Here is a 19,336-nt window from a genome sequence, read left to right as displayed (position 1 = left end):
CGCTCACCGCAGCCCCACCTCCGCGTGCCCGGTGCCGTCGAGCCGCCAGGCGCGCTCGGTCCGCCAGGAGCGCCCGGCCCGGCGCGCCAGGACGATCCGCACGTCGGCCCGCTCGGAGTTGTGGCAGACGGCGGGGGAGCCGTCGGGGTCGGCGTAGTCGACGGCGACGGTCTCCTCCGGCCGCTGGGAGACCTCGACGCGCAGCAGCCGGTCGCCGATCCGACCCCGGACCGTCCATACCGGCAGCCCGATGTCGGCCCGCATGCGGAGCGCCGCGAGCAGGGGGTCGCCGGACGGCCAGTCCCGCCCGTCCACCCGCAGCCGGACGAACGGCAGGGGCGGCAGCCGGTCCAGCCCCGGCCGCGTCGAGACGGCCGCCACGATCTCGCACACGTCCCCGCCGCCGAGGTCGGCGTGCAGCCACGCCCACCGGCGCGCGTTCCCGTGCCCGTAGATCCGGGCGGACCCGCCCGGCGCCCCCGCCGGCTCCAGGACCCGGCCGCCGAACCGCACCACGCCGTCGTAGGCGGCCGCCGGCTTCGGGACGATCTGCGCCGCCGGCAACAGCTCCCGCTCCCACGCCCAGCGCGGGAACGTGTGGATCGGCCGCCCGCCGCCCGACTCGCGCAGGTCCCAGGAGACCGGCCCGGCCGTGCCGGTGAGCCGGTCGCCGGTCTGCACGACGGGCCCGGCGGCGAACGCGGCGTCCTCGGGACGACTCCACTCGTACGGCCCGAACCGCCCGAGGACCGGCGTCTCGCCGGGCGGGAACACCGCGGCCCAGCCGTGCGCGCGCACCCCGCCCCCGGTCGCCGCGACCAGCTCGTGGTGGAGCCACACGCCGGTGCCGGTCGCCGGATCGGTCAGCGTCGTGTACCAGACCTCCAGCCGCCCCGCCTGCCCCCGCCACCGCGACCGCATCGGATCGGTCTCCCGCGCCGGGACGCGGAAGCTCGCCAGGAACGCCGCGAGGTCCCGGCGCACATGGAACCGCAGCCGCGCCTCGCCGACGACCGTCCCGTCCGCGTCCGTCACCGTGAGCGGCAGCGATGTCATCGACCGGACGGGCCGCCGCGCCGAGACCGACTTCCAGCCGTCCAGGTGCAGGCGCCGCCCGTCGGCGGCCGTGAAGTCCATCGTGTAGCGGATCCGCCGGGCGGCCACCGGCGCGACGCGCAACCGCCCGGACGCGGCCGGATCGTCCGCCCACCCCGGCACGGCGACGCGCCCGGTGAGCGCACCCTCCGTGTCGCCCCATGGACGCAGCACCTCGGGGAGGTCGACGTCCAGCTCCAGCCGCATCGGCCGACCGCGCTCCTCTCCCGCGAGCCGCAGGGTCCCCTCCATGACCTCGCTGAACGTCGTGCGGCGGGTGCTCATCGGGCGTCCAGCATGATCGCCTCGGTCTCCGCGAAGTAGGCGGCGGCCGCCGTCCGCGCGCGCTCGGCGTCGCCGTCGCACAGCGCGCGGACCAGCGGCGCGAGGCGGTCCGCCGCGGCGGCCGGGTCGGCGAACGCGTGCGTGAACCCCTCCCGGACGGCCATGTAGGCGTTCAGCAGGGCGTTGACCATGAACCCGTACACGCGGTTGCCGGTGGCCGCCGCGATGACCCGGTGGATCTCGCACTCGGCCAGCTGCGCGGCGTCCCCGTCCGCCGCCTCGCGGACCTCCGCCTCCAGCTCCCGCAGCCGCGCCCGCTGCGCGTCCGTCGCGTTCGCCGCCGCCTTGGCCGCCACCTGCGCGCCGACCTCGCGCCGCACCTCGAAGATCTCCACCATCCAGGCCGGGCCGACCGTGCTGACCAGCATCGGCAGCAGCTCGGGCCCGCCGAGCCGCTCGTAGTCGCGGACCCGCGTCCCCACCCCGTGCCGCGTCTCCAGCAGCCCCAGCTGCGCGAGCCGGACGATCGCGTGCTTCAGCGACGTCCGGGTGACCGCGTAGCCCGCGGCCAGCTCCCGCTCCGGCGGCAGGTAGGAGCCGGGCGGGTAGCGCCCGCTCAGCACGTCGTCGCGCAGCCGGTCGACGAGCGAGTCGACGACGGTGTCGCGGGGGATCGGCGAGGACGGCACGGGGCACCTCCAGAGGTCCAGTGGCTCAGCCACTGGACCACGCCGGACGTCCCGGCGTCAAGACCGTGGCAGGCTGGACACCCGGAGAACGAAAGGGGAACGCGCACATGCTCGGCACGCTCGACTGGGGACCGGCGGACGAACGGCACGACCTCCTCGCGGCGCCCGTCGCCGCCGCGATCGGCGCGGTCCCCGGGGCCGAGGTCGCGGAGATCGACCCGGAACTCGCCGACACCGCCGCGTTCTGCGAGCGCTACGGCGTCCCCCTCGACGCCAGCGCCAACTGCGTGGTCGTCGCCGCCAAGCGCGGCGGCGAGGTCTCCTACGCCGCCTGCATGATCCTCGCCACCGGCCGCGCGGACGTGAACGGCGTCGTCCGCAAGCACCTCGGCGCCCGCAAGGTCTCGTTCGCGCCCATGGCCGACGCGACGTCGCTCACCTCCATGGAGTACGGCGGCATCACCCCGGTGGGCCTCCCCGAGACCTGGCCGATCCTGGTGGACGAATCCGTGGCCGCCGCCCCGCGCGTGGTCATAGGCAGCGGCCTCCGCAAATCGAAGATCCTCCTCCCCGGCAAGGCCCTGACAACCCTCCCCACCGCCGAACTCCTGGCCCTTGCCCTCTGACCCGCTAACAGACCCGGGCCCGCGGCCTCTGCCGGAGCGGGTCGTGCGCCTGCTGACCGGGCTTCACGCCCCGCCCCGTCTCATCGCGCACCTGCGCATGGTGCACGACGTCGCCGCCGACCTGGTCGCCTGGGCCGGCGAGCGGTACCCGTCGCTCGCCGTGGACGCGGAGGCGGTGCTGTTCGGCGCGGCCACGCACGACATCGGGAAGGCACTGCACCCAGCCGAACTGTCCGGGCCGGGCTCCGAGCATGAGCGAGCGGGTTACGCCCTGCTCCGCGAGCGCGGCGTCGAGGAGCGGCTGGCCAGGTTCGCGCGCACGCACGCGTCCTGGGAGGAACCGGATATCGGTCTCGACGATCTCCTCGTCAGCCTGGCGGACAAGGTCTGGAAGGCCAAGCGCGTGACCGGTCTGGAGCAGCGCGTCGTGGACGTGCTCGCCGCCGCGTCCGGTGCGGAGAAGTGGCAGGTCTTCATGGACCTGGACGACGTCTGCGGCCGTCTTGCCGCCGGTGCCGACGAGCGGCTCGCCTTCCAGAGCGCTTACTCCGTCGAGTCGACGGCGTAGCGGGTGCCGCCGGCGGCACGGGCGCGGGCCAGGAGGCGGTGGTTGGCGGCGAGCATCTCCGCTACGGACGCGCAGCCCGGTGAGGCCGTGCGCAGGACGCTGAACAGGACCGTTCCGCTGCGGAGCGCCTTGACCAGGATCACGCCGCTGAGGCCCAGGTCGGCCGCCGTCATCTCGGCCAGCGTCGACTCGATCACGGCGGCCGCGTGCGGTGCGGGCAGGAAGACCATGGCCCACGGGTGCGGGCGGGCCCACTCGCCGAGCGCGACCAGTTCCGCGACATCGGGGCGCATCCGGTCGGCGAAGTCGAGGTAGGTGAGGCTCTCGGTCTCGGTGGTGCCGGGCGGCGGCTCGCCGTCGTCCCCGTACAGGACGGCCTTGGCCTCGAACCGCCAGCCGCCGTCGGACGGTTTGGTCCGGCCCGAGATGTAGTCCGCCGTTGTCTCGCGCTGGACGCGGAGGAGGTCGGTCGCGTCACGGCACGGGATCGTGCACGACAGCACGCGCTCCGGGGCTTGGACCAGGCTCAGTGTCGCTCTGGTGATGACGCCGTGGCGGCCCAGTCCGCCGCGGACGGCGTCGAACAGGTCCGGGCGCTCCGTGGGGGAGCAGGTGAGGACCCGTCCGCCGGTGACGACCTCCAGGGCGAGCACATTGTCGGCCTGCGTGCCGTGCACGTGGGACGTCCCGCCGATGCCGCCCGCCGAGATCGTCCCGCCGACTGTCATGTCCAGATGGTCGGTGAGGACGGGCGGGGCCAGGCCCAGCGGCAGCGTCGCGGCGAGGACCTCCCGCCAGGTCGTCCCCGCGCCGGCGGACGCGTGCCGCTCGCCGACCTCGCGGACGCCCGCGAGCCCGCGCAGATCGAGGGAGACGCCGGTGGTCAGCGACTGGCCGAACGTCGAGTGACCGGTGCCGCGGGGGACCGCCTCCAGGCCCTGCGCGGCGGCGTCCCGGACGGCGGCGGCGACCTCCTCCGGCGACGCGGGCCGGACGACCCGCGCGGGTGAGCGCTCCACGATGCCCCCGAAGTCGCGCACGGCGGCCCGTCAGCGGTCGCGGAGGCGGTCGGCGACGCGGGTGAGGGCGTCGCCGAGCAGGTCGATCTCGGCCGGCGTCAGCACGTCGATGAGCGCCTCGCGGACCACGCGGCGATGGCCGGGACGGACGCGGTCGAGGGCGGCGGCGCCGTCGTCGGTCAGCTCGGCCCACACCGAGCGCCGGTCCGACGGGCAGCCCGTCCGCTTCACGAGCCCGGCCCGTTCGAGCTGGGTGACCTGGTAGGTGAGGCGGCTCTTGGACACCATCACCTCCCGCGCCAGATCCGACATGCGCAGCCGGCGGTCGGCGGCGGAGCGCAGCCTGACCAGCACCTCGAACTCGGCGTGCGACAGCCCGCCGTCCCGCTTGAGCTGCCGCTCGACCTCGTGGTCGACCAGGTGGCCCGCGGCGAGGAAGGCCATCCATGCGCGCAGCTCGCGTGGTTCCAGGACGTCCCCCGCTTCGTTCATACGGTGATTCTAGTTGGCATGAAAACACCCTTGAAGTTTCTAAATGGTCTGAATTTGAATCATCTTGCTAGCGTTCCGCTAGTTCCGAAAGCCCCGAGTTGGAGGAGACGAGGCATGCTCCCACCCCGCCGCCACCCCGCCCTGCCCGACACCGGCCTGCTCCTCGGCAGGATCGCGGTCGGCGCCGTCTTCGTCGCGCACGGCTGGCAGAAGCTCGCCGACGAGGGCCACGCGGCCGTCGCGCAGTCCTTCGAGCACCTCGGCATCCCGCTGCCGGGGCTCGCCGCCGTCTACGGCACCTGGGTCGAGCTGCTCGGCGGCATCGCGCTCATCGCCGGGGTCCTGGTGCCGCTCGCCGGCGTGCTCATCGCCCTCGACATGGCCGGGGCCTTCTGGTACGTCCACATGGGCAAGGGGCTGTTCAACCAGGAGGGCGGCTACGAGTACGTGCTCGTCCTCGGCGCCGTCTGCCTGCTGTTCGCCTTCACGGGCGCCGGGCGCTTCTCCGTGGACTCCGTCCTGTGGGGGCGCCGCCGCGAACCCCGGCCCGAGCGGCAGTCCGTACCCGCCTGACCGGCGCGCCCGGCCCGCCGATGTGATCTGGATAACTCTCGGGTACGCGGCCGGGGTGCCGTGACGGCGGTGTCAGCGCCGGTCACCTGGCGGGAAAGGAATATGGCCCGCTCCAAACCCCCGGCCGCGTCCTCCCGGCCGCCTGACACCCGCCTTTTCAGCCCCCCGCTCCTTAGCGTCGAAGTGACAAGATGTTCCTGATGACCGTTTTTGGGCATGAGTGATCGCTGAGGGGTTCCTGGAGAGGCGGGTCGCAGGTGTCGCGCGGTAGTGAGTTCGTTGTGGTGGCCAATCGGCTTCCGGTCGACCGGATCGTCGGAGCGGACGGGGTGCCGCGCTGGCGGCGCAGCCCCGGCGGCCTGGTGAGCGCCATCGCCCCGGTGATGCGCCGGCGGCAGGGCACCTGGATCGGCTGGACGGGTGCGCCGGACGAGGAGATCGAGCCGTTCGAGGAGGACGGCATGTCCCTCCACCCGATCACCCAGTCCGCGCAGGAGGTCGAGCTCTACTACGAGGGCTTCTCGAACGCGACGCTATGGCCGCTCTACCACGACGTCGTCGCGCCGCCGGTGTACGACCGCGCGATGTGGGACGCCTACGTCCGCGTGAACAAGCGGTTCGCGGAGGCGGCGGCGAAGGTCGCGGCGAGGCACGCGATCGTCTGGGTGCAGGACTACCAGCTCCAGCTCGTCCCGTCGATGCTGCGCGAGCTGCGGCCCGACCTGCGTATCGGCTTCTTCCTGCACATCCCGTTCCCGCCCGTCGAGCTGTTCTGGCAGCTGCCGTGGCGGCGCCGGATACTGGAGGGCCTGCTCGGCGCCGACCTGGTCGGCTTCCAGCTGCCCGGCGCGGCGGCCAACTTCGTGCGGCTGTGCCGGCGGCTGCTGGACGCCCGCTACATCAAGCAGGACGTCTTCTGGGACGACCGCGTCGTCCGGGCCCGCGCGTTCCCCATCTCCGTGGACGTCGGCGAGCTGAACGACCTGGTCGGGCGGCAGGACGTCCAGGAGCGGGCGCAGGAGATCCGGGCCGACCTCGGCGACGCCACGGTCCTGCTCGGCGTCGACCGGCTCGACTACACCAAGGGCATCACGCAGCGGCTGCAGGCGTTCGGGGAGCTGTTCGAGGACGGCCACCTCAAGCCGGGCCAGGCGGTGTTCGTGCAGATCGCCACGCCCAGCCGGGAGCGGGTCGAGCAGTACCAGCTGCTCCGCGAGGAGATCGAGCAGCTGGTCGGCCGGATCAACGGCGAGCACGGCGAGATCGGGTTTCCGGTCATCCACTATCTGCACAGTTCGTATGACCGCCCCGAGCTGACCGCGCTCTACCTGGCGGCGGACGTGATGGTGGTGACCCCGCTGCGGGACGGCATGAACCTCGTCGCGAAGGAGTACGTGGCGTGCCGCAAGGACCTGCGCGGCGCGCTGGTGCTGAGCGAGTTCACCGGCGCCGCGGCCGAGCTGAAGCGCGGCGGGTTCATGGTGAACCCCTACGACATCGACGGGCTCAAGGGCACGCTGCTGGCGGCGCTGGACGCCGAGCCCGCCGACCAGGCGCGGCGGATGCGCTCGATGCGCCGCCGCGTGATCGAGAACGATGTGGACCGCTGGGCCCAGGCGTTCCTCAGCGAGCTGGAGAATCCGGAGCGGTCCCGGCCCGCGGAGCGTGCTCCGGTGCCGCCGGAGGGCTGATCCGCAGGTCGAAGGCCGCCCAGACGGCCTTCCCGCCGGTGGCGAGCCGCGCCCAGCCCCACGCGTCGCTGATCGCGCCGACGACGACGAGGCCGCGGCCGCCCTCGACGAAGCGGTCGGGGTCGGCCGGGACGGGCTCGGGCGCGCGTCCCGACGGGTCCGTCACCGTGACGACGAGGCGCCGCGGGTGCCCGACCAGCACGAGCTGGATCGGGCACAGCGGCAGCGGCTGAGGCAGCCCCTCCAGGCCGTGCCGCAGCGCGTTCGTCACCAGTTCCGACACCGCCACGACCACGTCGCCGGCGTCGCCGCCCGCGCCCCATTCGTCCAGCGTGGCCTGGGTGAACTCGCGCGCCGCCCGGGGCGCGGTGATCTCCGCCGGGAGCACCCGGCGCGCGGTGCGCGGGGTGCCGCCGTGCGGGGCGGGCCAGAGCCCGGCGAGGCCGGGCACGGCCACCGGGGAGCTCGGGTGCGGATTCGCCGGCGCGTTCGGCGCCGGCGGCATCGGCGCCGCGTCCGGCCAGGGCGCGTGCACCGCGGCGGCGTGCCGCGTCCGGCGGCCCCCCATGGCGGCGGGGGCTGCGACGTCGTCTGCCTGGTCAACGGTCATGGTCAAACCTCAGAGGCGTGCGGAGTGGTCACCGGTGAGCGTTCGCTATCTTGCTCCCCAAGCCGTGCAGATGCAAGACCGTCTGCATGAACGAATGCAAGAACGAATGCACGTGCATCTCGTACCATTGTGTGGGGTGGGGCGAGATCGCGGTCTCCCCGCGGGGAGACCAAGACGCCTAGAGGGGGCAGACATGGACGGCCACCACATGTCGGACGTCCGGCGCAGCGGGCTCGTCTGGCAGAAGAGCAGGCGGAGCAACCCGTCCGGGAACTGCGTCGAGATGGCCGAACTCCCCAGCGGGGAGATCGCCGTGCGCAACTCCCGGGACCCCGAGGGAGCGATCCTCGTCTACACGCGCGAGGAGGTGGAGGCCTTCGTGGGCGGAGCCAAGGACGGTGACTTCGACCACATGCTCGTCTGACGGCAGAAAACCGAACGACATTCCATTCGACGGTCCGGCCCGGTAGGTTGCGGCCATGCACCTGGGGCAGATCGCAGCTCAGACGCCCGACAAGCCCGCCGTGATCATGGCGGGCTCCGGGCGGGTCGTCACCTTCCGGGAACTGAACGAGGAGTCCAACCGGCTCGCGCAGCTGCTCCGCGCGGAGGGGCTGCGCCCGGGGGACCACATCGCGTTCATGCTGGAGAACCATCCGCTCTACCTGGCCATCGCCTGGGCCGCCCAGCGGTCCGGGCTCTACTACACCGCGATCAGCTCGCGGCTCCAGCCCGAAGAGCTCGCCTACATCGTGGCCAACTGCGAGGCCAAGGTCTTCATCGCGAGCGCGTCGGTGGAGGCGGCCGCGAAGTCCGCGCCGGACGTGCCGCTGCGCCTCATGCTGGGCGGCACGGCCCCCGGCTACGCGTCCTACGAGGAGCGCGTCGCCCGCTACCCGGCCACCCCGATCGAGGACGAGTGCGAGGGCATGGACATGCTCTACTCGTCCGGGACGACGGGCCGCCCCAAGGGCGTGAAGCCGCCGCTGTCCAAGGCGCCCATGGGCGAGGCCGGGCCGCTCTACATGCTCATCTCGACCCTGTTCGCGGCCGACGCCGACTCGGTGTACCTGTCGCCCGCGCCGCTCTACCACGCGGCGCCGCTGCGGTACTCGCTCATCTTCCACCGGCTCGGCGCGACCGTCGTGGTGATGGAGAGGTTCGACCCCGAGCAGGCCCTCGCCACCATCGAGAAGTACCGCGTCACGCACAGCCAGTGGGTCCCGACCATGTTCATCCGGATGCTGAAGCTCCCGGACGAGACCCGGGCCCGCTACGACGTGTCGTCGCTCGCCTGCGCCGTGCACGCCGCCGCGCCCTGCCCCGTCCCGGTCAAGGAGCGGATGATCGACTGGTGGGGCCCGATCCTGCACGAGTACTACGCCGGCACCGAGGGCAACTGCTTCGTCTACACCAACTCGGCGGACTGGCTCACCCACAAGGGCACCGTCGGGCGTCCCATCCTGGGCGAGGTCCACGTCTGCGACGAGGACGGGAACGAGCTGCCGGCCGGGGAGCCCGGAACGCTCTACTTCGGCAACGGCCCGCAGTTCGAGTACCACGCCGACGAGGAGAAGACGGCCGCCTCCCGCGACCCGCGGGGCCGCGGCTGGACGACCCTCGGCGACGTCGGCTACGTCGACGAGGACGGCTTCCTCTACCTCACCGACCGCCGCGCCTACATGATCATCAGCGGCGGGGTGAACATCTACCCGCAGGAGGCGGAGAACGTCCTCGCGGTGCATCCCAAGGTCGCCGACGTCGCGGTCTTCGGCGTCCCGGACGCCGAGATGGGGGAGGCGGTCAAGGCCGTCGTCCAGCCCCTGTCCATGGACGCCGCCGGCCCGGACCTGGAGGCCGAGCTGATCGCGTACTGCCGCGACCATCTCGCGCACTACAAGTGCCCGCGGTCGATCGACTTCCGTCCCGAGCTGCCCCGGCACCCGACCGGGAAGCTCTACAAGCGGCTGCTGAAGGACGAGTACTGGTCGGAGAGGCCCTCCGCGACGGCCTGAGAGGGCCGTGAACGGCGAAACCCCGGCCGGTCCCACTCGGGGACCGGCCGGGGCCTGAACGCGCCGGAGACGTCCTGTGCGGGCCCTGCCCGCCCGGTGCCGGTCGCGGTATCGGTCGCGGCGCCGGGCGGGGCGAGGGCTCAGTGCATCGGCATCGGGGCGTCGACCGCCGGCGTCTCCGGCTTCTTGCGCGGCAGCAGCAGCGCGGGCAGGAACGCCAGGGCGATCAGCGCGACCGCGTACCAGTAGGTGTGCTGGAAGGCGTCCGCCATCGGCCCGGCGATCTTCTCCATGATCGCCGGCGGCACCTTCTCGGAGCTGCCGATCTCGCCGCCGGCCCCGCCGCCGAGCTTGGCGGTGAGCTGGTTCGCCAGCAGCACCGACATCAGCGCGGTGCCGATGGACGCCGACACCTGCTGGATGATGTTCAGCATCGTGCTGGCCCGCGGCACCTCGTCGTGCGCCAGGGTCTGGATGGCCGCGGCCATCGTCGGCATCATCGTCAGGCCCATGCCGAGCCCCATCACGAACAGCACCGTGCCGAGCGTCCAGTAGGACGTGTCGCCCTGCAGCACCGCCGCGAAGGCGGCCACCGACGCCACCACCACGACCAGGCCGCCGAGGACGACGCGTCCGGGCCCGATCCGGTCGGTGAGCTTGCCGCCGATCGGCATCGTGACCATCGCGCCGAGCCCCTGCGGGGCCAGCAGCAGGCCGGACGCCATCGCGCCCTCACCGCGCACCACCTGGTAGTACAGCGGCAGCAGCAGCATCGCGCCCATGAACGCGGTCACGAACATCACCATCGTGCCGGACGCCGCCGCCACGGACCGGCGCTTGAGCAGCCGCAGGTCGATCAGCGGGCTGCGGGCGAGCAGCGCCCGGATCACGAACCCGACCATCAGCACGGCGCCGACGACCGTGAACACCAGCGGCTCGGTCTTCAGGAAGTCGCGCGACTCGGCGCCCTTCGCGACCCCGTAGATCAGGGACGCGAGACCGGGCGACAGCAGGAGCAGGCCGAGCAGGTCGAGCCGCTCCGCCGGCTTCGGCTCGTCCTTCTTCAGGATCTTGGCCGCCAGGAACAGCGAGACGATGCCGATCGGCAGGTTGATGAAGAAGATCCAGCGCCACGACACGTCGTCGACGAGGTACCCGCCGATGATCGGGCCGAGGATGGGCCCGAGCAGCATCGGCACGCCGACGATGCTCATCACCTGGCCGACCCGCTGTGGCCCGGCCGCCTGGGTCATGATCGTCATACCGGCCGGCATGATCATGCCGCCGCCGAGGCCCTGCAGCACCCGGAACAGGATCAGCGACTCGGCCGACCACGCCAGGCCGGCGAGCGTCGAGCCGAGCACGAACAGCAGGATCGACACCATGTACAGGCGCTTGGTGCCGAACCTCGCACACGCCCACCCGGTGACTGGGATGACCGTGGCCAGCGCCAGCGTGTAGCCGGTCGCCACCCACTGGATCGTCGCCAGCGAGGTGTTGAACTCCTTGGCCAGGTCGTTGATGGCCACGTTGACGACGGTCACGTCCAGGATGGACATGATCGCGCCGAGGACGACGACCCCGGCCACGGCCAGCACACCGCGGTCGAGACCACCGCCGGCGTCGGGTTGCTTCAGTGGGCCATCCGCCGTCGCTTGAGACGCGGGAGCGGTCAACTCTCTTCCAATCGTCAGGGCCCGCACGCGGGCACGCAGGACCGTGGGCACGTTTTCAGGGGGTAGGTCGCAAAAATACTGCAGCGACTGACACTTTCGCGAACCGTTAAACTTCGCGCGCTCCGGGAGTATTCCAGCGGGGTCCGACAGATCCCCCCAGCTCCCCGGGCTCCACCCTGTGACCTCGACCGCAGTCGAGGTCAACGAGATGTGACACACGCGACACCGCACTCCTCCCTTCGCGCTGGGCGTATGGACCCCCGCCGCGCCGAGAACTCATCGCCACGGATCGGACAACTCACCGCGCCCTCGCCGCCGGGCCGCCTCACCTGCGTCGGCGCACGGAAAGTAGTCACGCAATCACGACAATTCGCCCCGCCATCCGGGACGCGGACCGGGGTCAGCGGTAACCGGTCAGGCCGTCCGCGAGTTCCTCCACGTCGCCGTCGCGGACGGCGTAGAGGGCCTGCTGCAGAGCGAACGTGCCGCGGATCGCCGCGATGCGGGCGAGGAGCCCGCTGCCCGACGCGTTGCCGAGGGCGAGCACTCGCTCCAGCAGTTCGCGGCCGTAACTGGCGCCGATGGCGGCGAGGTCTTCGGCCGGGTCGCCTAGGGCGACGCCGTCCCAGTCGAGCACTCCGGAGAGGCGCGGCAGGCCGTCCGTCCACTCCCACAGGACGTTCTCGGCCCCGAGGTCACCGTGCACCACGGCCCCGGTGACATGAGGAAGTCCGTCGAGCGCCGAGAGTTCCCGCTCGGCCCGCAGCCGCCCGCCGCCGGACATGAGCGGGAACAGCTCCGCACGCACGTCCTCCGCGAACAGGTGCCAGCGGCCTGCCGGTGTCTGGGGGATGACCGCCCGGACCGCCTCGTCGGCGCCGGCACGGGCCAGGCCGGACAGTAGCGCGGTGTACTGCACCGCCACGGCGTCTGCCACGCGGACGTCATGGAGCGCGTCGGCGTCCAACGGTTCCCCGGGAATGCGGCTGAGCACCAGAAAAGGCCGCTGGCCCGTGCCGGCGGCGCCGCCCTGCGACAACGGCTCAGGCGTGCGGAAGCCGAGGCCGAGGGCCGCGAGCGTGCGAAGCACGGCCGCCCGCTCGGGTAGCCGCGCGGCCGCCGCCGGGGTCCGAGGCAGGCACACGACGCGGTCGGCGCCAATGACCACGATGTGGAATTGCCCCTGACGCACCACCAGGCCGCCCGGGTCGTCGTCGGGCAACAGACGGGTCAGCAAGTCGCGATGAGTCGTACGGATCCCCGTCCAACCACCCACCCTACGAACCTATCCAGTCAGGGTCCTAGCCTCGATCTTTCGTGAGGTCGGTTGGGTCGGGGAGCGACCGGACCGATTCTTCGTTTTCGGTGGCGGGTCAGCGGTGGGGCCCGACTGTCGCGTCGGGTGGGCGGGGTTCCAGGGGCCCCGATGGTTCTCCTTCCTGGGGTTGATGGGATGGTTGGTGCTGGTCAGGGCGCCGGGAGCGTCTGCAGGCGCTCGATCGCGGTGGTGATCAGGTCGGTCCAGGGCCAGTGGCGGGCCAGCCGGAGCCGGAGTCGTCTGCCGCCGCGGGCCAGGCGGGCGGCGGCCGAGTAGACGCGCAGGCGCAGGCGTTTGGGTTCCCAGCGGCGGGCCGGGTGATCGGCGAAGGCGAGCATCTGGGTCCAGGCGGTCAGGTCGGTGGCCAGCGCGATGAGTTCGAGCCAGATCTGGTTGGCCGCTGCGCTGTGCAGGGGCAGGTTGCGCAGGCCGGTGTGCTTGGCGCAGCGGATGCGGTCTTCGCAGCGGGCGCGGCGGCGGTGGCGTAGTTCCAGGTCGGCGAGCTGCCCGTGCTTGCCGCCGGGCCGGGTGCCGGTGACAAAGCAGGTGAAGCGGTGCCCGTCGATGTCGGTGAACCGCAGTTGCGCGCCGGGGTGGGGGCGTTCGCGGCGGACGATGACCCGCATGCCCTTGGGCCAGCCCGTCAGGTCCAGCATGCCGGTCAGCTCGGCCACCCACGCGCCGGGGCGGGGCTGCCGGTCGGCGTCGTAGGCGGCCTGCCACACGTGTTCGGGCAGGGCGAGGATGGCGGCGCAGATGTCATCGGTGAGGCCCCACCCGATCGAGTACTTGAGGCGGCGGGCGGTGACCCAGTCCAGGAACTCGTGGGTGCCGCCACCGGCATCGGTCCGGATGATGACCTGTTTGTGCAGGCGGGTGGGGATCTGGTTGAGGGCGAGGCGGCCTGCGGTGATGTGGTCGGCGGCGGTGTTGGAGCCGGCGTTGCCCGGCCGCAGCACCAGCGCGGCGGCCTCACCGGTCCCGCCCGCACCGTGGTCGATGAACGCGGTCATCGGGTGGAACCCGAAGGTGCGCTTCCACGTTGGGGCGGCGTGTTCCTTCTCCGAGTGCGCGAGCACGATCGTGGCGTCCAGGTCCACCGGGATCGGGCCTCCGCCCGTCCCGGGGGCGTGCTCGGCGGCCAGTTCCCAGGCCCGAGCGCGGGCCGACGAGCGGGCCTTGCGGATCGCCCGCAACGCCTGCGAGCCGGCCTGGGCGAGGGTGGTGACCAGCCGTGACACCGTCGGATCGGAGGGCACCGGCCCGAACAGCTCCGGCTCGGCCCGCAGGACCGCGATGTCGGACAGGCAGTCCCCGCCCAGCGCCAGCATCACCGCCAGGTCCGCGACGACCTTGCCCGGATCGTGGGTCGCCCGCGGCTTGCGCCACCGCTCCAACCCAGCGGAAAGCGGCTGGTCGAGCCCGGTGGCCCGGAGCGTCTCGGTCAGCAGCACCCCGCCGGCCTGCCCGACGATCCCCGCACCGTCCGAAGACACCGCGAGCTTGGCATGGCGACCTGTAGTCTTCACGTGAAAAGTGCTTTCGGACTGGTGCGGACAAGACTCTCGACAAGCCCTATCCTCCCAGCTCGGGGGCACTTTTCTTGTCTAAACGGTCACTCCCGACCCGCCGCCCGGTGAAAGCCCGAGGCTAACGGACTATCACACGCCGCCCCAGCGCCTCGGCGCCTCGGACCTCCTGTCCTGAATCGATGAAGACGGTGACCTTGCGATTGCGTCCCAGCGGGCTGAGGTCGAGACCAGGCGCTGCGCCCGAGAGGTAGAGCTCTCTCAGCCGAGGCAGGGATCCCAGCGGACGGAGGTCGGTCACGGAGCTGCAGCCACTGAGCCACAGGGTCCTCAGCTGGGAAAGTCCTTGCAGCGGCGTGAGATCTTCGATGCGGGTCTCTGTGAGATTCAGGGACCGAAGTCCGGTGAGCGATGAGAGTGGCGCGAGGTCGCTGACATGGTGACATTTGCCGATGTAGAGCCCGGTCAGTGGGAGGCCGATGAGCGGGCGGAGGTCCGTCACCCACGCGCATTCATTGGCGACGAGTCGCTGGAGCCCGGGGTTCGCTTGGCGGATCCCCTGCAACCCCTCGCCAAGTTGTGAACCGCTCACTCCGAGCATCTGCAGCGATCCCAGGGCAGGAAGCGCGGAAAGGCTGGTCAGCTGGAAGCAGTCGTACAGCCAGAGAGTGGTCAGTGACTTCTGCCGCCGCAACACGGTGTAATCGCTGATCTTCGCGCATGTGGGGAGCCAGAGCTCGTCCAGTTGGGGGAGGGCTCCCAAGAATGAGAGATCGTCAAGGCCGGGAAAACCCAGATGCAGTTTCCGCAGGACCGGCAGCTCGGGGAGGCGGACCGCATCGCTGATCGGCTCGTTCGAATAAAGAGTGAGGTCGAGCAGCGTTTGCGCGTGCGTGATTAGAAAGCGGAGATCTTCGAAACGATGCTGCTGGATGTAGAGGGACGAAAGCGGCGGAACCCTGTTGAGCGAGCTCACCTGCTGCGGCTTGTCGACCAGCATAACCGTGCCTCCTTCGGGAGACTGGGCTAGGACACGCTCGGCGAACTCCTCGGCGTCGAAGTAGTCCCACGCCGCGGCCACGGTCTCTCGGACTTGCGCCCGGGCGTCGCGGGCGTACCGTGCCAGTACGTCCAAGGCGTCGGATCCGTTGATGAGCCAGGCCGCCCGGACGGTGGCGCAAGCGGCGGCATCGCTGAGCCCGTCCAGCGTGGCGGGCAGCCGGGCGAGGACGGGTTCGCCTGCGGTGGCGAGGGAACGGGCCGTTGTTTTGTCGCGGGGTGGGATCAGGTCGTCCAGGCAACAATCAAGGTCTCCACGGAGGTCGTCTGGTATCGACGGGAGCGTCTCCAGGCAGGCGACGGCCACTAGTTTCAACGTGCGGGTGCGTCGTGACTCGGACCGGGCGCGGCTCAGGATGCCGGAGAGAAGTTCGTGCCTCAGCGGCTCGTTCGCGTGGCCGGCGGCCATGATGACGGTTTCGCGCCACGTGTCGCGGTGCGCGTACCTGATGAGGATGTCCATGTCGCCGAGGTCGGCGGCCTGCTTGGCGGCGAGGTACTCCTGGACGGTCCGGTGGACGAAGTCGATGCGGCCCGGGACCGGCTCGCGCAGGACGCCGCTGCGCTGGAGCAGCTCGTCCAAGACCGCGCTCGACGTGACGCGGACCTGCGGCATCGACGCCAGCCGGTCGGCGACGAGCCGCTCGACCATGGGCTTCGGCAGCTCCACGCGGGAGCTGGTGGAGAGGTGCCAGGCGACGTCCTGCAGTATGCGGATCTTCTGCTCGCGTTCGAGGACGCTCGGAATGCCGCGCTTGGTGTCGCGCGCCTCCAGGAGCATCTCAAGGGCGGCGCCATAGAGACCCATGCGATTGCGGGGGAGGGCCTCGCGGTCGAGGTTGAGCGCGCAGAGCATGGCGGCGAGCAAGGGGCTGGAGGCGAGGGCCCGGAGATGAGGAGCGGCCTCTAGCCGTGCCAGGAGGCGCGCCTCGTAGGACGGGAGACGCTCCAACTCGCACGGCAGGTCGGCGCAGTCGCGGACGGCGGTGTGCCAGTGCTGGACGAGCGTCCGGATGTCCGCCGGGGAGAGCTGCTCAAGGAAGGCGGTCGCGAACCCCTCAGCACGGAGCCAGTCGGAGCCGGCCGCCGCCGGACGTGAGGTGACGATGATCCGGATATCGCGGAACTCGGTGACAATCCGCTTGAGCCATTCCCGGACTGCCTGGCGCTGCGTGCCGGTGACCTCGTCCACGCCGTCCACGAGGAGCAGTGCCCGGCCGGACGCGAGCTGCCGGTGCGCCCACCCGCGCGGCATGATCCCGGCGAGGTGCCCGGCGACATCGTCGATGAACTCTTCGGGACGCGGCAGTGGCCTGCCCGCATGGCTGCGCAGCTTGATAACGAACGGGACGGACCCGTTCCACTCACTCAGCGGCCCGCTGAAAGAACCCCTGGCGGCCGTGACCGCGAGCCATCGAAGCAGCGTGCTTTTTCCACCGCCGGCCTCGCCGCGCAGCAGCATCAGCCGATGGTCGCCCAACGCCGCCTCGACCCGGACGGACCCGGTCGTGGCCTCGTCCCGCCAGTCGCTGACCGGCACGGCATGCGGCCGCGAAGAGCGGTGGGCCCGCTTGCTCTCGCCCGAGACGTTGAGGCTGATGTAAGCGACGCTCAGTGTCGTCTGCGGACGGGTGAACCGCTCGAACCGGACGCCGAACAACTCCAGCGTGTCGAGAGACTCGCTGATGGAAGCGAGATACCGGCGGGTGAACTCGTCGTCGTCCGACGTCCCTTCCGGTGCGTCGAGGGTGCGTGCCGGGAGCCGAGCCAAGACGGCGCCGACCTGGTCGGCCAGCCCGCTCAGCCTGCCCAGCATCTCCACTGATGCGCGCGGTCCGAACTGCGGGAGGTGGACGATGATGCGGGCGAGGCAGTCGCAGCACTCGTCCAGCACCACCTCGTACAGGCGGGCACCGGCCTCGCCCAGTTCGAACTCGGCCCGCCGCACCGGAAGCCGCGTCCGCAGGCCGCGCGCCAGCTTCACCGGGTCGGCATCGGCTGCGAAGAAGGCGTCGTCCGACAGATCGGCTCCGTCGAGAGTGCGGACGACCTCGTGCAGCGCAGCCTCGCGGTCGCCGTCGGTGAGCCCGCCGAATTCGCGTCCCGCGAAGGTCAGGAGCCGTTCGGCGACCGAATCGGCGATGCCGTCGAACTGCCGCTGGACACGCCGCCGCTTGATCTCGTCCGGAAACCCCGTTTTGATCAGCTCGACGAGGTCCTTGCCGGCCCCGTCCCTGCTCGACCGCCCGGCGAGCCACCGCCCCACGGCCAGCCGTGTCACCGACATGCCAACTCGCACTGCGGCGACCTCGACCGACACGGCACCCCCAGATTCCACGGAAGCCGCCATTATCGCGAGAAACTGGGCGCGGTATCCCGGCTTTCCCGCGTCCGTGTTCGGACGTCAGGTGCGGGCCATCTCGAACCACACCGCGTGGCCCCCGGCTCGCTGGGTGACGCCCCAGTCGCCGGCCATGAAGGCGACGATGCGCAGGCCCCGTCCGCAGACGTCCATCTCGTCCACCGTGGCCAGGTGCGGGACGGTCGTGGAACCGCCGTCGTCGATGACTTCGATGCGGACGAGTTCGTCCGAATAGCTCACCTCGACGCGGATCTGTCCGTCCTTTCCGGATTTGGTGTACCGCACCGCGTTCGTGATCAACTCGCTCAGGCAGAGCGAGGCATCGTCCAGCGCGGGGTGGTCGCCCAGCACGTCCCGAAGCCACCGCCGCGCGTGGCCGGGCGCCCGGTCCATCCCCGGCAGTAGAAGCGCGTCGAACTTCGCCGTCGGCACCGTCATCACTCCACTCCTCTCGGTTCGTCGTCGCCGAAAAGAATGGGCAGGGCGGGTCGGTGCAAGGGATGCGTTTGCGACCCTCGTCCCGAGGTCCCGGGGCAAACCGGCCCCGGTCACTTTTGACCGAGTCACCGTGTCCACCTCGGCGAACCTGACCCACGATTACGCATTGTTAGGTCATGATTACGTCATGGACAGAGCGCAGCGTCCCACCATGCGAAGCCGCAAGCTCGGCGCGATGCTGCGTGAGCTGCGGGAGAGCCGCGACCTCAACCTCCAGAAGGCGGCCCGTCTGCTGAACCGCACGCCGTCCTCCCTGAGCAAGCTGGAGACCGGCAAGCGAGGCATCCGCCGCCCCGCCCTGGAGCACATGCTCGACCGCTACGAACTCACCGACCCCAACCAGCGGGAGGTCCTCTACAAGCTCGCACGTGATTCTGGGAAGAAGGGCTGGTGGCTCCGTCACGAGGGCAAGATCGCGCCGTCGACTCTGGATTACATCTCCCTTGAGGCTGAGGCGACGTGCGTCAAGAGTTTTGAACTACACCTCGTCCCAGGGCTCCTCCAAGACGAGGCATACGCCCGTGCGGTCATTAGTTCCAGCATCCCGCTGGAGGGACCACATGATGTGGAGGGGCTGACCGAGGTCCGTCTGCGTCGTCAGCAGGTTCTACTCAAGGAGAATCCGCTTCGGCTCTGGGTCATCGTGAGTGAAGCGGTGCTGTATCAGGAACAGGGCGGGCCGGAAGTAATGAAGGCCCAGCTCAGGCGCCTAGTTGAGCTCTCGTTGTTGCCTAACGTTACATTTCAAGTGCTTCCGTTCACGGCTGGCTCCCATCCTGGTCACAATGGGTCCTTCACGACCCTGGTCACGAGCGACCTGTCCGTGGTGCTCGTCGAGAACCTGACCACAGGCTGGTACCTGGAGGATCAAGAGGTGATTCGTCATCATGATCTCGTTTTCGACCACCTGAGGGCTGCCGCGTTATCACCTACAGACTCCCGAGCTTTGATCGAACGGTTACTCTCAAATCCATGAGCACTACTCAGTTTTCCCGTTGGCGGAAGAGCAGCCACAGCGGTGGTGGCGGATCTTCATGCGTTGAGGTGGCCGCGTTGATCCACCAGGGTGTTGCGGTGCGGGACTCCAAGGATGCGGACGGGCCGATGTTGTCCCTCGCGCCGTCTGCGTGGGTGTCGCTCCTCACCGGCATCAAGGGCGGCTCCTTCGACCTCACGCTTTGATACCGCGCATGCGTTGGGGGCGGCCGGTCCAGGCCGCCCCCTTTCCTTT

Annotated in this window: 18 protein-coding genes; 8 read left to right on the top strand and 10 right to left on the bottom strand. The window is 70.8% G+C overall.

The window, feature by feature from the left end; genetic code table 11:
* Nucleotides 1-3: 3 nt before the first annotated feature.
* Together ABFX46_RS36420 and ABFX46_RS36415 are read right to left on the bottom strand one after the other, a co-directional pair.
* Nucleotides 4-1,380, bottom strand: a complete 1,377-nt coding sequence (locus ABFX46_RS36420; RefSeq protein ID WP_346048529.1) for a hypothetical protein — start codon at nt 1,378-1,380, stop codon at nt 4-6.
* Nucleotides 1,377-2,069 carry a FadR/GntR family transcriptional regulator gene (locus tag ABFX46_RS36415; RefSeq protein ID WP_346048528.1) on the bottom strand — a complete coding sequence of 231 codons (693 nt, stop codon included), beginning with the start codon at nt 2,067-2,069 and terminating at the stop codon, nt 1,377-1,379. The genes ABFX46_RS36420 and ABFX46_RS36415 overlap by 4 nt, the downstream gene beginning before the upstream one ends.
* Nucleotides 2,070-2,176: 107 nt before the next feature.
* Between ABFX46_RS36415 and ABFX46_RS36410 the strand changes: the two genes are divergently transcribed.
* Both ABFX46_RS36410 and ABFX46_RS36405 read left to right on the top strand, forming a co-directional pair.
* Nucleotides 2,177-2,695 carry a YbaK/EbsC family protein gene (locus ABFX46_RS36410; RefSeq protein WP_346048573.1) on the top strand — a complete coding sequence of 173 codons (519 nt, stop codon included), beginning with the start codon at nt 2,177-2,179 and terminating at the stop codon, nt 2,693-2,695.
* 43 nt (nt 2,696-2,738) lie between these two features.
* Nucleotides 2,739-3,263, top strand: a complete 525-nt coding sequence (locus tag ABFX46_RS36405) for an HD domain-containing protein (protein WP_346048527.1) — start codon at nt 2,739-2,741, stop codon at nt 3,261-3,263.
* Here the strand turns inward: ABFX46_RS36405 and ABFX46_RS36400 are convergent.
* Together ABFX46_RS36400 and ABFX46_RS36395 are read right to left on the bottom strand one after the other, a co-directional pair.
* Entirely contained in the window at nt 3,239-4,303 is a 1,065-nt protein-coding gene (locus ABFX46_RS36400) for an FAD-binding protein (RefSeq protein WP_346048526.1), read from the bottom strand. The genes ABFX46_RS36405 and ABFX46_RS36400 overlap by 25 nt on opposite strands.
* 9 nt (nt 4,304-4,312) lie before the next feature.
* On the bottom strand, nt 4,313-4,774 hold the full coding sequence (locus ABFX46_RS36395; protein ID WP_346048525.1) for a MarR family winged helix-turn-helix transcriptional regulator: 462 nt from the start codon (nt 4,772-4,774) through the stop codon (nt 4,313-4,315).
* A gap of 114 nt (nt 4,775-4,888) precedes the next feature.
* On the opposite strand from ABFX46_RS36395, the gene ABFX46_RS36390 reads away from it, so the two are divergent.
* Nucleotides 4,889-5,347, top strand: a complete 459-nt coding sequence (locus ABFX46_RS36390) for a DoxX family protein (RefSeq protein ID WP_346048524.1) — start codon at nt 4,889-4,891, stop codon at nt 5,345-5,347.
* Nucleotides 5,348-5,631: 284 nt separating this feature from the next.
* The gene (locus tag ABFX46_RS36385; protein WP_428831349.1) at nt 5,632-7,038 is read left to right on the top strand and encodes an alpha,alpha-trehalose-phosphate synthase (UDP-forming); all 1,407 of its coding nucleotides are present in this window, start codon (nt 5,632-5,634) and stop codon (nt 7,036-7,038) included.
* Here ABFX46_RS36385 and ABFX46_RS36380 read toward each other — a convergent pair.
* The gene (locus ABFX46_RS36380; RefSeq protein WP_346048521.1) at nt 6,971-7,648 is read right to left on the bottom strand and encodes an ATP-binding protein; all 678 of its coding nucleotides are present in this window, start codon (nt 7,646-7,648) and stop codon (nt 6,971-6,973) included. The two genes, ABFX46_RS36385 and ABFX46_RS36380, sit on opposite strands and share 68 nt — an antisense overlap.
* Nucleotides 7,649-7,841: 193 nt before the next feature.
* Here ABFX46_RS36380 and ABFX46_RS36375 point away from each other — a divergent pair, with 193 nt between their 5' ends.
* Both ABFX46_RS36375 and ABFX46_RS36370 read left to right on the top strand, forming a co-directional pair.
* Complete coding sequence (locus ABFX46_RS36375) at nt 7,842-8,072, top strand: DUF397 domain-containing protein (protein WP_131944820.1); 231 nt, start codon at nt 7,842-7,844, stop codon at nt 8,070-8,072.
* Nucleotides 8,073-8,127: 55 nt separating this feature from the next.
* Entirely contained in the window at nt 8,128-9,663 is a 1,536-nt protein-coding gene (locus ABFX46_RS36370; RefSeq protein ID WP_346048520.1) for an AMP-binding protein, read from the top strand.
* Nucleotides 9,664-9,803: 140 nt separating this feature from the next.
* On the opposite strand, the gene ABFX46_RS36365 is transcribed toward ABFX46_RS36370, so the two are convergent.
* The 5 genes from ABFX46_RS36365 to ABFX46_RS36345 all read right to left on the bottom strand — a co-directional run bounded on the left by ABFX46_RS36365 (nt 9,804) and on the right by ABFX46_RS36345 (nt 18,045).
* Nucleotides 9,804-11,252: a DHA2 family efflux MFS transporter permease subunit gene (locus ABFX46_RS36365; protein WP_346048519.1), complete on the bottom strand. Its 1,449-nt coding sequence runs from the start codon at nt 11,250-11,252 to the stop codon at nt 9,804-9,806.
* Nucleotides 11,253-11,739: 487 nt separating this feature from the next.
* Nucleotides 11,740-12,597, bottom strand: coding sequence for a viomycin phosphotransferase (gene vph, locus ABFX46_RS36360; protein WP_428831351.1), 858 nt, complete (start codon nt 12,595-12,597; stop codon nt 11,740-11,742).
* Between the two features lie 209 nt (nt 12,598-12,806).
* The gene (locus tag ABFX46_RS36355; RefSeq protein WP_346048515.1) at nt 12,807-14,186 is read right to left on the bottom strand and encodes an IS1380 family transposase; all 1,380 of its coding nucleotides are present in this window, start codon (nt 14,184-14,186) and stop codon (nt 12,807-12,809) included.
* A 121-nt stretch (nt 14,187-14,307) separates the two neighbouring features.
* On the bottom strand, nt 14,308-17,565 hold the full coding sequence (locus tag ABFX46_RS36350; RefSeq protein WP_346048514.1) for an NACHT domain-containing protein: 3,258 nt from the start codon (nt 17,563-17,565) through the stop codon (nt 14,308-14,310).
* A gap of 84 nt (nt 17,566-17,649) precedes the next feature.
* Nucleotides 17,650-18,045 carry an ATP-binding protein gene (locus tag ABFX46_RS36345; protein ID WP_346048512.1) on the bottom strand — a complete coding sequence of 132 codons (396 nt, stop codon included), beginning with the start codon at nt 18,043-18,045 and terminating at the stop codon, nt 17,650-17,652.
* Nucleotides 18,046-18,232: 187 nt separating this feature from the next.
* Between ABFX46_RS36345 and ABFX46_RS36340 the strand changes: the two genes are divergently transcribed.
* A complete protein-coding gene (locus ABFX46_RS36340) occupies nt 18,233-19,081 on the top strand; it encodes a helix-turn-helix domain-containing protein (protein ID WP_346048510.1) in 849 nt (282 codons plus the stop codon).
* A complete protein-coding gene (locus ABFX46_RS36335; RefSeq protein ID WP_346048509.1) occupies nt 19,078-19,287 on the top strand; it encodes a DUF397 domain-containing protein in 210 nt (69 codons plus the stop codon). Before ABFX46_RS36340 ends, ABFX46_RS36335 begins: the two co-directional genes overlap by 4 nt.
* Nucleotides 19,288-19,336 lie beyond the last annotated feature (49 nt).

The organism is Actinomadura chokoriensis (assembly GCF_039529475.1).
Lineage (GTDB): Bacteria > Actinomycetota > Actinomycetes > Streptosporangiales > Streptosporangiaceae > Spirillospora > Spirillospora bangladeshensis.
This window is presented reverse-complemented; position numbering and strand designations above follow the sequence as displayed.

Coding starts and splice junctions, on each gene's coding strand:
- ABFX46_RS36390 (WP_346048524.1), top strand. CDS start 4,889: ATGCTCCCACCCCGCCGCCACCCCGCCCTGCCCGACACCGGCCTGCTC.
- ABFX46_RS36410 (WP_346048573.1), top strand. CDS start 2,177: ATGCTCGGCACGCTCGACTGGGGACCGGCGGACGAACGGCACGACCTC.
- ABFX46_RS36340 (WP_346048510.1), top strand. CDS start 18,233: ATGGACAGAGCGCAGCGTCCCACCATGCGAAGCCGCAAGCTCGGCGCG.
- ABFX46_RS36335 (WP_346048509.1), top strand. CDS start 19,078: ATGAGCACTACTCAGTTTTCCCGTTGGCGGAAGAGCAGCCACAGCGGT.
- ABFX46_RS36420 (WP_346048529.1), bottom strand. CDS start 1,380: ATGAGCACCCGCCGCACGACGTTCAGCGAGGTCATGGAGGGGACCCTG.
- ABFX46_RS36380 (WP_346048521.1), bottom strand. CDS start 7,648: ATGACCGTTGACCAGGCAGACGACGTCGCAGCCCCCGCCGCCATGGGG.
- ABFX46_RS36370 (WP_346048520.1), top strand. CDS start 8,128: ATGCACCTGGGGCAGATCGCAGCTCAGACGCCCGACAAGCCCGCCGTG.
- ABFX46_RS36375 (WP_131944820.1), top strand. CDS start 7,842: ATGGACGGCCACCACATGTCGGACGTCCGGCGCAGCGGGCTCGTCTGG.
- ABFX46_RS36395 (WP_346048525.1), bottom strand. CDS start 4,774: ATGAACGAAGCGGGGGACGTCCTGGAACCACGCGAGCTGCGCGCATGG.
- ABFX46_RS36345 (WP_346048512.1), bottom strand. CDS start 18,045: ATGACGGTGCCGACGGCGAAGTTCGACGCGCTTCTACTGCCGGGGATG.